We start from the raw sequence: 13,784 nt of genomic DNA on the forward strand, positions 1-13,784 counted from the left end.
AAATCCCGCATTCGGCGGGATTTTTTTTATCTTTCATAAAAGTGTCACACAGTGGCCATAGCATGTGTCTCGTCAAGTTCTTAACCAGATTAACTAACCAAGGAATTACCATGGAACTTAAAAAACTTCTTGTTGCTATGACTGCTGTTTCTGCAGCTATGCTGACAGCGTGTGGCGGCGACAGCTCTTCATCAAATAATACAACTACACCAACTACGCCTACTGTTACTGATAACACTTGTAGCGTTGGTGTTGGTAAAGAACTGGATACTACTTACTCCGTTGATGGTGTGGATATGCCAGTATGTCTGCTCAGTGGCAGCATTCTGACTGACGCAACACTGACTACCGACTATGTGTACAGCATGACTGACTACGTTACTGTTGGTGATGGTGCAGGCGAACTGACTTCCTACGATGCTCCAAGTGAAGTAACTCTGACTATTGACCCAGGTGTTGCTTTCCGCTCGACCTCTAAGGGTACTCTGATCATCTCTCGTGGCTCTAAGATCAATGCCAACGGTACTGCAGAGGCGCCAATCGTTATGTCTTCTATTGATGACAACTACGAAGGCAATAAAGAGTGGGGCGGTCTGGTAGTTCAGGGTTTCGCTAAGAATAACCAGTGTGCGAATGAATATGCAGCGACTCCAGAAGAAATCTGTAACACAGCTGACGAAGCTGATACCGGTTTCCATGGCGGTAACGACGATGCTGACAACAGCGGTTCTATTTCTTACCTGATCGTTGCTGAAGGCGGTTACGAAGTTGTTGCTGATAGTGAAATTAACGGTATCACTATGCACTCAGTGGGCTACGGCACAACTGTAGAAAACGTTATGGTTTATAACAATTACGATGATGGCATCGAGTTCTTCGGTGGTTCAGTAAATGTTAAACACCTGATTCTGGTCGACAATGGTGATGAGTCAATCGACTGGGATGACGGCTATCGCGGTAACATTCAGTTCTCTCTTGTTCGACAGGGCGTAACCAATGCGGGTGACAATGGTATCGAAGCGGATAACGCTGGCCTGAGCAACACAGCTGAGCCAGTTTCTAATCCTACTCTTTCAAACATCACTTTCCAGACTGCTTCTGAAGGTTCTGCATACCTGATGCGTGCGAAGGTAGGTACCTACGGCACTCTGACTAAGATTGCTGCAGATAACTATGCCAAAGCATTCCGTATCGCTGATACAGAGACAACTGTTGTATTGACCGACTCTCTGGTTGAATATACAGGTATGGATGCAGAAGATACTCTGCGTCTGGAAAATAGCGCTACAGAAGGTCAGATCACTGGTTGGGGAGCAAGCTCAACTTCCGACAACGTTGCTCTGGGTAATGCTTTTGAAGTAACCGGTGGCAATGGTTCAGTAACTGCAAGCACAGCGACTAGCGCAAATGCTTCTACAGGCTTCTTTGAAGAAACTGACTACATCGGTGCGGTTGACCCGACTGTTACTGCTGCAGAAAGCGCTTGGTGGGCATGGGCAGCTGACGTAATCCCAGCAGCCTTCGAAACTGAAGAATAAGTCACTTATTCTTGCGAGACAAACGGCACCTTCGGGTGCCGTTTTTCGTTTTGCGACATTTGTATGTCATTTGTTCGTAGTAATTCTGCAATGTCACAGAATTGTCATCTTTTCTTCGTATTCTTCTCGCGAATTCAGAAACGCCGGTTTCCGGCCATTCTTTTTAATTGGGTATTTAACATGGCAACAACCAAACGCCAGACGTCGCGCCTTCTGAGCGCTATCGCTATTGCTGGTATGAGTTTTACAGGCGTCGCCTCTGCTGCAACGCTGGATGATGCAGTTGAGCAGGGTGTCGAGCGTGTAGAGAAGGCACAGGCTTCTCAGCAGACCATCGATTCTATCGACAAAGACATTCGTGCTACCGAGCGTGATTACCGTGCACTGATGAAAGAAATCGAAGGCCTGAATGTCTATATCTCGCAGCTGGATCGTCAGCTCGACGCTCAGGCAAAAGACCTGGCGAGCATCGATAAAAGCATGAGTCAGGCAGCGCTGGTTGAACGCCAGATCACTCCTCTGATGCTGCGTATGATTGATGCTGTTAATCAGTTTGTAGCAGCAGATGTACCTTTCCTGAAAGAAGAGCGTATGGCGCGTGTTTCCAAACTGAATGACCTGATGGGGCGTTCTGACGTTACCGCGGCTGAGAAGTATCGCAAGGTGATGGAGGCCTATCAGGCAGAGATCGAATACGGCCGTACCATCGAGTCATATCGTGGTGAGCTGGAAGGCGAAACGCCGCGTGAAGTCGACTTCCTGCGTATTGGCCGTATCGCTCTGGTGTACCAGTCTCTGGACGGACAGGAGCTGGGTATCTGGAATACGAATTCCAACAGCTGGCAGCCTCTGGCGCCAGAGTATAAGAGCAAAGTGATGGCGGGCATCCGTATTGCTCGTGAACAGGCTGCGCCAGATCTGATTAAAGTTCCGGTTGCTGCTCCTATGATGGCTCAACAGGAGGCGAACTGATGAAACTCCGTAATGTATTTTTAAGCGGTGTGTTTGCACTGGCGATGCCGATGGTATCTGTTGCTGAGACAGCAAACCTTGATCAGCTTCTGAACCTGGTGAAAGAAGGTCAGGCGCGCGACAACGCAGCTTTCGAACAGCGCATTGCTGAATTCCAGGGCTCAAAAGCGAAGCAGGAACAGTTGGTGCGTGAAGCGACGGCTGAGCGCGATCGTCTTGAAGCATTGAGTGCTGATAAAGAAGCGCAGTTCCGTGATAACGAACTGATCGTTGCTGAAAAACAAGCGCAGTTAAATGATCGTTTAGGTAGCCTGAAAGAACTCTTCGGTGTGCTGCAGCAGGTTGCTGGCGATACCAAGAGTGTTTTTGAAGGCTCTGTTATCAGCTCGGAACTGCCAGGTCGTGAAGCATTCCTGACTGACCTTATCCGTGTTGCAGGCGCCACCTCTGAACTGCCATCCATTGAGCAGCTTGAGCGTCTCTGGTTTGAGATGCAGCGTGAAGCAACTTACAGCGGCCGCATTGCAAGCTACAGAGCGGACGTCGTTACTCCTAGTGGTGAAACCACTCAGCAGCAGGTTGTTCGTATTGGTGGGTTCAACGCGGTTTCTGACGGTAAGTACCTGAACTGGGACATTGAATCAGCGCGACTGATCGAGATGGATAAGCAGCCGGGTGCACGTTACACCGATGGAATTACAGCTCTCGAATCTGCGAGCGGAAGTGAATTGACCGGTTTCTGGATTGATCCTTCTCGTGGCCAGTTACTGAAAATTATGGGCCAGTCGCCAGAACTGGGTGATCGCGTAGACCAGGGTGGTGTTGTTGGTTACATCATTCTCGCACTGGGTGCCGTAGGTATTCTGCTGGCTATCTGGCGCATGATTGTTCTGAACATCGAAGCAGGTCGTATCAGCAAACAGATGAAGACCGAGACGGTTGATGAAAAGAATGCGCTTGGTCGTGTGATGGCTGTATTTAATGCGAATAAGAAAAGCGACACCGAAACCCTCGAGTTGCACCTGGGTGAAGCCATTGCCGCAGAAATTCCACGTCTGACACGCGGTATCGGCTGGATCAAAATCATCTCAGTGGTTGCTCCGCTGCTCGGTCTTCTGGGTACGGTGACCGGCATGATCGATGTGTTCGAAACCATGTCGCTGTTCGGTACGGGTGACCCGAAACTGATGGCCGGTGGTATTTCTCAGGCGCTGGTGACTACTGTACTGGGTCTCGTTGCAGCAATTCCATGTGTCTTCCTGCACACCCTGACCAACAACCGTAGCCGTGCACTGATCATGATTCTGGAAGAGCGCGCCACCGGTATTCTGGCTCGCCAGTCTGAACAGCAACAAGCGAAAGCAGCCTGATCATGATGTTTGGTGAAGTATACGAACCGGTATATCTGTTCATGGAGCGTGGAGGCGATGTCCTCTACGCCATCTTCGGACTGATTCTGCTGCTCTGGTTGTTTGTACTGGAGCGTGCCGGGTACTTCGCATTTTCTCACCGCAACGCTATGCAGCGTGCGGTGAATGAATGGGAAGCTCGTACCGAGCGTAAATCCTGGGCAGCACATCAGATTCGTGAAGACCTGATTGCCTCCCTACGCTCAGACCTGGAAGCCAACATGACCACGATCAAAATGCTGATCGGCATGGCGCCTCTGTTTGGTCTGCTCGGTACGGTAACCGGCATGATTGAAGTATTTGACGTTATGGCATTTTTTGGCAACGGCAGCCCCAAAGCAATGGCTTCCGGTATTTCCAAAGCCACGATTCCAACCATGGCTGGAATGGTAGGTGCCCTGACGGGAGTGTTCGCTCAGTCGATGCTTGAGCGATACATCAAACGAGAAAAAATCCGTATCGAAGATCGTCTGACCTTCGATCATTAATTCGGGAAAAAGATTATGAGACGCAGTTTTTCTGCCAGTCAGCAAGTAGAAGCCGAGGGCGAGATTGATATCACCCCGATGCTGGACGTTGTATTTATTATGCTGATCTTCTTTATCGTGACCGCGTCGTTCGTTAAAGAATCAGGTATTGAAGTTAATCGTCCTGATGCGAGCACCGCGCAGGCGAAGCCACGCGCAAACATTCTGATCGCCATTAATGAAAATGACGAGATCTGGATTAATAAACGCCGCGTTGATGAGAGTCAGGTTCGCGCAAATATCGAGCGTCTGCATGCTGAAAATCCGCAGGGAACCGTTGTGATCCAGGCGGATGAAGAAGCGAAGACCCGTAAGCTGGTGGCAGTGATGGATGCTGCACGTCAGGCCGGAGTCTACGACGTCTCACTGGCTACAGAGGCGATGTAAGATGCCGGTTGTTGTCCGTTTTGGTGGCGCCCTTGCTGTCGCATTCGTCGCTACCATCGCTGTCTTCTGGATGATGCAGAGCCTCATCAGTACTGGTGGCTCAGTCACCATGCCGACTGATTATGGCCGTATTCAGAGCTTTGTGATGAATGAGCCAGACGATGAAGTACAGACGAAAGATCGTCAGCCTGAAAAGCCACCTGCACCGCCGCAGGAGCCGCCACAGCCAGACATGGTGAAGCCTGAGTTTAACTCTCAGAATGCGGCTGATTTAGCACTCGGTGCACTGGATATCTCTGCAGACCTTGCTCTGGATGCAGGCTTGAGTGGCGCAGGCAGTGACGGTGAGTTCATGCCGATCGTTAAAGTTGCGCCGACCTACCCACGCCGTGCAGCACAGCGCGGTATAGAGGGCTATGTCGTTGTCGAGTTCACCGTAACCTCATTGGGCACTGTGACAGAACCTGTAGTACTGGAAGCAGAACCTCCGGGCGTATTCGACAAGGCTGCTTTGGATGCAGTTAAGAAATTTAAATATAAACCCCAGGTAGTTGAGGGAAGTGCAGTAGATGTACCCGGGGTTCGTAACATTATCCGCTTCGAGCTGGATAAGTAACGTATAAAACTGGAGTGAGTGTTTTATGAAAAAGTTACCATTAGCATTAGTAATGAGTGCATTGTTGGGCAGCCTGCCTTTTGTGGCTGTACAGTCTGTCTCTGCTGCTGAGGAAACGGCTGAGAATTCGCAAGAAGAAGCCTCAGCAGGCCCTCGCGTGCGCAGAACTATGACGCTGCGTGAGATCGTATTTGAGAAGCTCGAAGAAGCACAGCAGGCTGCTGATGCCGGTAACTTTGACGAAGCCCTGCAGACACTCGAACGATTAGAAAAGCGGAAGCGTAATTCATACGAGCGTGCGATGACGCACAATATGTATGCCTACGTTTACTCGACTCAGGAAAATTACGCCGCGGCCATCCCTGAGTACGCAAAAGTGATTGAGATTGACAACGCACCAGACAGCCTGAAGCAGACGACCCGTTACACGCTGGCAAAACTGTATATGTTGCAGGAGCGCTATGCAGAATCTCTGGCTACCATTGATGAGTGGATGTCACATTCAGACAAAGTGAATGCAGACGCTTACATGTTCCGGGCACAGGTTCAGTACCAGCAGGAAAAGTATGAACTTGCCGGTGAGGATATTGCTACCGCAATTTCAATGCGTGAAGAAGCAGGTTCTCGCGTTACCGAAAGCTGGTTGCTACTGCAACGTGCCGTGATGTTTCAGCTGAAAGACTATGAAGGTCTGGCTGTCACTCTTGAGAAGCTTGTAGCGACGTACTCAAAGTCTGAATACTGGATGCAGCTGGCCGCAGTTTATAATGAACTGGGTCGTGAAGATCAGGAGCTGGCGACGTTGGAAACGGCTTACGATCAGAAGCTTTTTACTAAAGAGTCTGAATATCTCAATTTCGCTCAGGCGCTGCTGAGCAGAGAAATTCCTTATAAAGCTGCGCATGTATTAGAAGACGGAATGGAAGCTGACGTTGTCGAGAAAAGCGCTCGCAATCTGTCATTGTTGGGGGATGCCTGGATGTTGGCCAAAGAATACGACAATGCGATTGTCGTGATGACACAGGCAGCGGATGAATCTGGTGAAGGACGCGATTATTTCAAGCTCGCGCAGATCTATACTGAGCGTCAGGAATGGAGTAAGTCACTTGAATTCAGTAATAAAGCGCTGAACGCGGGTGATCTGAAGGCACCTTATCAGGCATTAATTATCAAAGGGCTTGCTCAGTACAATCTGGATGAACTGGAGTCTGCATCTATTACTTTCTTTAAAGCTGCATCATATCCAGCGGCAGAGAAAGTCGCTCATCAGTGGCAGGAATATATTGAGAGCGAGCAGCAGCGTCGGGAGTACATTGCCAACGCTGGTTAATACTGAATAACGAGCTTAAAAAAGGGGAGCCGCTTGGCTCCCCTTTTTAATGCGCGATAAGCGTCAATTGCTTTTAACGCTTGGGTGTCCACGCCCAGATCATTTCTGCTGTAACGCTTTCAGTGCCCTCGCTGTCTTTGATCACAACCGGAACGCTGATATCTCCTTTCTCTTCCGTTTTTAAACGTTCCAGGTCTGCATCACTGAGCGTGGCAGTGGCTGTAAGATCACCCTTAGTGCGCTTAAGGTAGGTGAGATTCATATTGCGAATCACCAGTACGCGGCTGTCTGGCACGTTCATGGCTGTTACAAAACCTGTCGCTGATTCGGCAGCAAGCGCCATCGCAGCGGCATGCAGAGTGCCGATGTGGTTGCCTACCTTACGACGCTTTTTGATCTTAACGACACATTCATTATTAGTCAGTTTTTCTACGCGACACGATGCTGTTCCTGCGAACGGAATGATTTTTCCGATGATAAAAGAGCGTGCGCCGGTTCTCCAGCCAGCGGGCAGGCTATCAAGTTTATTCATCACTCGGTTCAGACGGTTCATAGTTATCTCCTGTCGGGCACAGCCATCATTGGGTATGACTGCGGATGCTTTTTTTTACTCGATCGCCATATCTGATCCAGGCAATCGGGCAGTTCATCTTCGCTCACTCTATTAAAGCCAGCGTTTTCATAAAACGGAATTAATTCGGGTAAAGGGAACAACCAGACCGGCTTCTCTGTGGTACGCAGTATGTAGCAGCAGAGCTCTGACGCCATTCCTTGATGGCGATAAGCAGGCAGCGTGCACAGATTGCGGAGAAGCCAGACCTCTGAATGGTCCTGAAGCCGGGTCACACAGTAGCATCGACCGGCTCTGAAGCTGGCATACAAAGTGTCATCTGGGCTTGCCCGGCCACTGTATTGCGCCGCCTTGTACAAAGCATTGGCTTCCGCGACAGTGGCCTGTCTGAAGTCAGTCAAGCTTGCTGATAAATGAACTGATGGTCTCTGCACTGGCAGATGGATCTTCAAGCATAGGCACATGGCCTAGGTCCGGATAGATTTTCACTTCTGCCTGTGGAATTACCTTTTTGAATTCCGCCACTGCTGATACATCCAGAACGCGGTCTTTCTCTCCCCACATAATTAATGCTGGCATATTTACGTTGGATGAGATCATTCGCTTCATTTCGTTCTGGTCCATGCGCTCACGGGTTGCCAGCATATCGTCGAAGATTTCTCTGTTCAGAGGCGCTCGCTCTACGGTTTCACGTATAAGTGCCGGGCGGATAGGCCAGGGCAGGGGCGGCTGCTTTTCCAGAATAAGGTCCATACGGTACTCGAACGATGCTTCATCGGTAGCAATTAGCGGATTATCACCAGCTTCGAGTTCAGCAAAAAACTGGCTCTGGTTTTCACCGTCCAGACCAGCAGAATCTATCAGGATGAGACTGGCAATATCTTCTGGAAAACGTGCTGAGTAAATAGCACTGATAGCACCACCCATGGAGTTGCCGATGATATGGAATGGCCCGAGGTTGAGGTGTTCGGCCAGTGCCTTCAGGCGCTCGGCCTGACGTTCCAGGTCATAGCTGTCTGCCTCGCTCGATTTGCCATGACCTGCGAGGTCTGGTGCGATCAGGTAATAGTTATCCGGTAACTTATCCGCAAATTGTAACCAGGTACTGTTGTTGGCAGAAAAGCCATGCACCAGCATCAGGATAGGGCCATCGCCCTTGCGGATCAGATAATTCATCTCGATGTCTGCAATGTCAGACTTTTGCTCATCCAGCCCGGCTTTCCATTCGCCCAGGTCCATAGCTTTCTGATAGAGCGAGTCCTGCTGTGTTGCGGTACACGCGATTAATACGTAAGCGGCAGCAACAAGCGTTGCTGCTCGAAGAATATTGAACAAAGGAGTACTCCGGTCAGTGTGATGCTAAAGCGTTTGCCAGTGAACGAACGTCGTCGATGACGTCCTCCAGTTCGTCGCCAGCGATCTGATAGCCAGGCTGGCAGACAAGGAGCATGCCAGCTGCCCATTCGATGTGAAGGTGCGGATGGGCCAAAAGCCAGTTTTGGACATTTTCGGTCAGAAGCGGCCGTATTTTGTGAACAGGAAGTCCGTAGATTGGCTGCTCGGCAAGAGTGTTGGGTAGGTCCTCATGCTCAAGCCGGCTAATGGGCTTACCCTTGTCAAAGCAGTGGGTGCTTTCCCGGGCCAAGGGGCTGACCATGAGTCGGGCGTCTGTACTGATAGGGCAGGGCATAATGATCAGTGTTTGGACGGTGGGTGCTCGTCCGGTCAGACGAGTGAAATCAAACAGTAGGACAGTTTCGTCTTCGATATAGTTGGGGACGTAGCGGGGGTCTCCGGTAGACAGAATCTGAAATCCGGCTTGCCGAATGCCTGTGCTCAGCATGCGCCAGGGCTCGAAGCTCATATTCAGTCGGTCTGCGGCTCCTGCGAGTTCGGCCCGTCGACCGGGCTTGGCGAGACTGAACAGCCAGATCAGAATGCCGGCAAATGAAAGCAGAAGAACGAGCGCAGCAAATATCGTAGTCATGGGGGCAGTGTACCCCAATGTCAGCCTGAGTTCGTGATCAAAAACCGGAGGATAGGGCTGCCTGCGTCTCTGACTGTTCAGTCGCGATGTCGTCCAGCTCGAGAGTTTCAGTGTCTGCTGCAAGACCAAGTCGCACAAAAGCGCCCACCTGGCTGGTATCTGTATTGGCCAGAGGGTGATTGGTGCCCGCGTAGCTTTGCAGGGTAGCGACCTGAATCAGGTCAATCAGGTCAGGCTCGTCACGTTCGCGTTCGAAGTTGAGGTAGTCGGTAGTCACTGCGATCAGTTCGGGTGGAAAGTCCCAGGATTGAAGTACTTTCTGACCCAGCTCCTGATGCAGCTCGGCAATGGCATGATCCAGTGAAGGACCACCATGAATCAGGGAGCCAGATTGTTCTGCGTAGGATAGTAAAGGCAGTGTACCAATCTGATGAACCAGTCCTGCGAGGAGCGCCTGATCGGGAGGCAATTTAGTGAAGTGGCGCGCCAATACCTGAGCCGAAGCAGCAATTTCTGTTGCGTGTGACCAGCATGCGCGCATGCGGCGGTCGATGGCATCATTGGTTGCCTGGAACATCTGCTCCATGGCGATACCGACGACCAGGTTGCTGGTAAAGTCGATCCCCAGGCGTGAGATCGCCGTTGTAACATCCGTGATGGGCACCATAGTTCTCACCATGGGGCTGTTGGTAACCCGCAGCAGTCTTGCACTTAATGCAGGGTCTTTTGTCAGGGCTCGGGCCATGTCCTGAATGCTGGCATTTTCATCTTCAGCGATGTCCCGCACCTTCAGAGCAATTTCTGGCAGTGTTGGGAGAATCAGCTCGTCTCTGGCAATCATTCCCTCGATATCTTCTCGGGTCTGCTGGATCAGTTGGCCAGTCATGCGGGTACCTCTGCGTATGTTAAATGGTGAAACGCAGAGGACGCCGGTGCACCTGTTTGTCTGGGGCTCGCTTATCCGCGTTCGTCTTCAGTATAGAAGACTCTGCGCAGAGTGATTTTCCGGTCCCCACATTCGCCCTCGAGTGTTTCCTCGTCACTGCTTACCACGGCCAAACCGATGAATTTGCCATCACGGCATACGCGGGTGGCCAGCTCACCTTTGGCTTTACCATTGATGAGAACATCCGCCATGATGTCAGGAAGATCAGTGGCTGGTTCCACCCGATACAGGTGACGCTTACTCTTCCCTAAGTATTGCAGGCGAGCGACCACTTCCTGCCCGGTATAGCACCCCTTACTGAAGCTGATGCCGTCATGGGCCTGCCAGTCGCAATACTGTGGTATCCAGGCTGCGGATGATAAAGGTTGTACCCAGAGCCAGCCTGAGCTTACGTCTGCCGCGTGCCAGGCCGATTCAGAGACAAGCGGATAATTGCTGAGGTAATCGTCGGTCAGTGCATCGGGCAGCCAATATTCGCAACGACCGTCTGGCCAGTTCAGTTGGCGTACATCCCCCTGACGCACCGATTTGTCGCCTGAAGCAGTGTTCAATTCGCCAATGATTCTGAGATTCTCTGTGACACTCATAGTTGCTTTGAAAAAGACGGCGTACTTTTTCAGGTGATTCACCAGAACCTCTGCCTGAAACGAAGGAAGCCGTAAAATAAATCCGGTGTCGGATCGCGCAGCGATGAAGTTAGCGATCATGCGCCCTTTTGCGTCGCAACAGGCGCCCGCCTGCCACTGCTCGCTGGTGACACTTTGCATGTCGCAGGTGAGTTGCCCCTGTAGGAATTTTTCACTGTCTGGCCCGTCTATCTGTAGCAGCGTAAACTGGCTGAGCACGGTTCTCGCCTCGCCCTGATCACTTGGGGATGGGCTTCCATTAGCAGGAATAAATCCCTGATCGGTGATCTGGCCGAATGTGGCGATGGTCTGAGACATGATGACTCCTTGCGGGTGGGGTAGGGACTACTGCATATGGAGGCAGAGTGTATGTGATTTCAAGGGCTGGTGTGAGACTTCGTACTGACCTTTGTTATAATGCGTCCCCCTGACAGAGGTGAATCAGAAGATGACTGAAGAAAAAGAAATTCAGGCAAAGCGGGCTATCTGGCATAGTCGCCGTGGCATGCTGGAGCTTGATGTATTGCTCTTACCTTTTGCTCAGCAACAATATGCGCAGCTGAGTGATGATGATCAGTTACGATACCGCAACCTTCTCGACAAGGAAGATCCGGATCTCTTCACCTGGTTTATGGAACATGCCGAACCTGAAGATCCCGACATGAAACGTATCGTTGATCTGGTGCTGGCGTTTGCACGCCAACCGCGCTGAGTGGATCATACGGCCGTCCGGGCTTCAGCAGCGTGTTGAAGTCCTGACCTGGCTGTCAGCAACGTTATTGCTGGTCTTTGCTCTTTTGGGAACGGCTTTCTGGGGCTCGACAATCTATACCTTGGGGTTGCTGGCCGTTGTTCCCCTGGCGCTCGCGGTCCGGGCGTTGCTGGCGAAGCGTGAGCCTGTCCTGATTGGTAAAAACACCGACGGCTGGTGGCTGTTACGGGACAATACGAAAGTCCCTGTCAGTTTTCATTCAGGCAGTATTCGTCGACGAAAATTGATTGTACTGGTTTGGGGGTTCTGGCCCTGGCAGGTGCTTATCATAAGGCCGGACTGTTTTCTGAGTCGCGAGCCATTCAACCACCTTAAATACGAGTTGTATGGCAGTATCTGAACGCCCAGGGTTCAGATTACAGGCTACCCAGTTCGCTGATGTATTTGGACATCAGTACGGTATCAAATGCTCTCGGCAGTGCCTCAGGGTAGTCCCGGCTGTAATGCAGTCCACGGCTTTCTTTACGCATCAGTGCTGAGCGGATAATTACGTCGGCCACGTCAACCAGGTTACGCAGCTCCAACAGATCGTTGGTCACTTTGTGGTTGGAGTAAAACTCCTGAATTTCCTGACGCAGAAGTTTTACGCGGTGCTTGGCTCTGACCAGCCGTTTGGTCGTACGGACAATGCCTACGTAGTCCCACATAAAGCGGCGCAGCTCATCCCAGTTGTGCGAGATCACAACGTCTTCGTCAGAATCTGTGACCTGGCTTGAATCCCAGTGAGGAACAGGGTCGGGGGCAGGGATCTGAGCAATCTGAGCTTCAATATCTGCCGCAGCAGCCCGGGCGTACACGAGACATTCCAGCAAAGAGTTGCTGGCCAGACGGTTTGCACCATGCAGACCGGTACAAGCGGTTTCACCGATGGCGTAAAGGCGATCAATGTCAGTCCGCCCAGCATTGTCAGAAACTACGCCGCCACAGGTATAGTGAGCTGCGGGAACAACCGGAATAGGGTCTTTCGTGATATCAATACCCAGTTGCAGGCAGCGATCATAGATAGTCGGGAAGTGCTCGCGGATAAACTCAGCGGGCTTATGCGAGATATCCAGAAACAGGCAATCGGCGCCCAGGCGTTTCATTTCATGGTCGATAGCGCGTGCGACGATATCCCGGGGAGCCAGCTCGGCCCGTTCATCGAATTTATCCATAAAACGCTTACCGTTTGGCAGCAGTAGTTTGCCGCCTTCGCCGCGCACGGCTTCGGTGATCAGGAATGAACCTGCCTGGGGGTGATAGAGGCAGGTGGGATGGAACTGATTGAACTCCATATTGGCAACACGGCAGCCCGCTCGCCATGCCATGGCAATGCCGTCGCCTGAGGCACCGTCGGGGTTGCTGGTGTAGAGATAGACTTTGCTGGCACCGCCCGTAGCCAGCGCGGTTGCTTTGGCGGTGACTGCATCGACTTCGCCGGTTTTCTTATTCAGAAAGTAGCCGCCGATACAGGCGTGATGTTCAAGCCCTAGTTTGTCCCCGGTTATCAGATCAACCGCGATGTAATCATGCAACAGAGTAAGGTTCTTTCTCTCTTCTGCCTTCTGCAGAAGCGTATCAGAGATTGCATGGCCGGTAGCATCGGCAGCGTGGATAATCCGGCGCGCACTGTGCCCACCTTCCCGGGTCAGATGAAACTGATCCTCGCCATCCTTGGTAAACGGAACCCCGAGGTCGATTAACCATTGTATAGCTTCTGTAGAATTACCGACGGTGAAGCGCACGGCGGCTTCGTTACACAATCCTGCACCAGCTGTGAGCGTGTCAGCAACGTGCGCGTCGACACTGTCCTCTTCGTCGAGTACGGCAGCGACGCCGCCCTGCGCCCAACGTGTTGAACCGGCATCCATGGAGTCTTTACTGATGATCGCGACTTTCAGGTGCTCGGGCAGCGACAAGCCCAGTGTCAGGCCCGCGGCGCCGCTACCTATAATCAAAACATCAAAAGTCAGTGTCTGGCTCATGCACACAGGCTCCAGTGGTGGTAATCTCAGCTAAGCCTTCTCTCAGGCGCTGGCAAACAGGCCGCACTATAAATCGCCGGAGGCCCGTTGACAAAGAAACTCGCTCGTCACGGAACTCGTCGAATTCTGGGTGGTCTAT

15 protein-coding genes are annotated in these 13,784 nt (G+C 51.5%); 9 read left to right on the top strand and 6 right to left on the bottom strand.

Annotated elements, in window-relative coordinates; translation table 11 throughout:
• Positions 1-110 precede the first annotated feature (110 nt).
• From BW941_RS01545 to BW941_RS01575, 7 genes are all read left to right on the top strand, one after another.
• Positions 111-1,538, top strand: a complete 1,428-nt coding sequence (locus tag BW941_RS01545; RefSeq protein WP_076513776.1) for a beta-helix domain-containing protein — start codon at positions 111-113, stop codon at positions 1,536-1,538.
• A gap of 180 nt (positions 1,539-1,718) precedes the next feature.
• Positions 1,719-2,510 (top strand): DUF3450 domain-containing protein, encoded by a 792-nt coding sequence (locus tag BW941_RS01550; protein WP_076513779.1) that lies wholly within the window; start codon positions 1,719-1,721, stop codon positions 2,508-2,510.
• Positions 2,510-3,880 (top strand): MotA/TolQ/ExbB proton channel family protein, encoded by a 1,371-nt coding sequence (locus BW941_RS01555; protein ID WP_076513782.1) that lies wholly within the window; start codon positions 2,510-2,512, stop codon positions 3,878-3,880. Before BW941_RS01550 ends, BW941_RS01555 begins: the two co-directional genes overlap by 1 nt.
• A 2-nt stretch (positions 3,881-3,882) precedes the next feature.
• Complete coding sequence (locus BW941_RS01560) at positions 3,883-4,407, top strand: MotA/TolQ/ExbB proton channel family protein (RefSeq protein ID WP_245820019.1); 525 nt, start codon at positions 3,883-3,885, stop codon at positions 4,405-4,407.
• A gap of 15 nt (positions 4,408-4,422) precedes the next feature.
• Positions 4,423-4,833, top strand: coding sequence for an ExbD/TolR family protein (locus BW941_RS01565; protein WP_068435124.1), 411 nt, complete (start codon positions 4,423-4,425; stop codon positions 4,831-4,833).
• A gap of 1 nt (position 4,834) precedes the next feature.
• Positions 4,835-5,449, top strand: a complete 615-nt coding sequence (locus BW941_RS01570) for an energy transducer TonB (RefSeq protein ID WP_076513784.1) — start codon at positions 4,835-4,837, stop codon at positions 5,447-5,449.
• 25 nt (positions 5,450-5,474) lie between these two features.
• Complete coding sequence (locus BW941_RS01575) at positions 5,475-6,779, top strand: tetratricopeptide repeat protein (protein WP_076513787.1); 1,305 nt, start codon at positions 5,475-5,477, stop codon at positions 6,777-6,779.
• 73 nt (positions 6,780-6,852) lie between these two features.
• On the opposite strand, the gene BW941_RS01580 is transcribed toward BW941_RS01575, so the two are convergent.
• The 5 genes from BW941_RS01580 to ygfZ all read right to left on the bottom strand — a co-directional run bounded on the left by BW941_RS01580 (position 6,853) and on the right by ygfZ (position 11,227).
• Positions 6,853-7,332 carry a DUF4442 domain-containing protein gene (locus tag BW941_RS01580; RefSeq protein WP_076513790.1) on the bottom strand — a complete coding sequence of 160 codons (480 nt, stop codon included), beginning with the start codon at positions 7,330-7,332 and terminating at the stop codon, positions 6,853-6,855.
• Positions 7,333-7,743: 411 nt separating this feature from the next.
• Positions 7,744-8,685: an alpha/beta fold hydrolase gene (locus BW941_RS01590; protein WP_076513796.1), complete on the bottom strand. Its 942-nt coding sequence runs from the start codon at positions 8,683-8,685 to the stop codon at positions 7,744-7,746.
• A 13-nt stretch (positions 8,686-8,698) separates the two neighbouring features.
• Positions 8,699-9,337, bottom strand: coding sequence for a hypothetical protein (locus tag BW941_RS01595; RefSeq protein ID WP_068440754.1), 639 nt, complete (start codon positions 9,335-9,337; stop codon positions 8,699-8,701).
• Positions 9,338-9,374: 37 nt separating this feature from the next.
• Positions 9,375-10,223: an HDOD domain-containing protein gene (locus BW941_RS01600; RefSeq protein WP_068440751.1), complete on the bottom strand. Its 849-nt coding sequence runs from the start codon at positions 10,221-10,223 to the stop codon at positions 9,375-9,377.
• Positions 10,224-10,294: 71 nt separating this feature from the next.
• On the bottom strand, positions 10,295-11,227 hold the full coding sequence (gene ygfZ, locus BW941_RS01605) for a CAF17-like 4Fe-4S cluster assembly/insertion protein YgfZ (protein ID WP_076513798.1): 933 nt from the start codon (positions 11,225-11,227) through the stop codon (positions 10,295-10,297).
• Between the two features lie 130 nt (positions 11,228-11,357).
• Here ygfZ and BW941_RS01610 point away from each other — a divergent pair, with 130 nt between their 5' ends.
• Positions 11,358-11,621, top strand: a complete 264-nt coding sequence (locus BW941_RS01610; RefSeq protein WP_068440743.1) for an FAD assembly factor SdhE — start codon at positions 11,358-11,360, stop codon at positions 11,619-11,621.
• Positions 11,602-12,021: a hypothetical protein gene (locus tag BW941_RS01615; protein ID WP_068440740.1), complete on the top strand. Its 420-nt coding sequence runs from the start codon at positions 11,602-11,604 to the stop codon at positions 12,019-12,021. The genes BW941_RS01610 and BW941_RS01615 overlap by 20 nt, the downstream gene beginning before the upstream one ends.
• A gap of 16 nt (positions 12,022-12,037) precedes the next feature.
• Here BW941_RS01615 and nadB read toward each other — a convergent pair whose 3' ends face one another.
• Positions 12,038-13,645: an L-aspartate oxidase gene (nadB, locus tag BW941_RS01620; RefSeq protein ID WP_068440736.1), complete on the bottom strand. Its 1,608-nt coding sequence runs from the start codon at positions 13,643-13,645 to the stop codon at positions 12,038-12,040.
• Between the last annotated feature and the right edge of the window lie 139 nt (positions 13,646-13,784).

Origin of the sequence: Thalassolituus maritimus (assembly GCF_900156675.1) — a bacterium.
Taxonomy (GTDB): domain Bacteria; phylum Pseudomonadota; class Gammaproteobacteria; order Pseudomonadales; family Oceanobacteraceae; genus Thalassolituus; species Thalassolituus maritimus.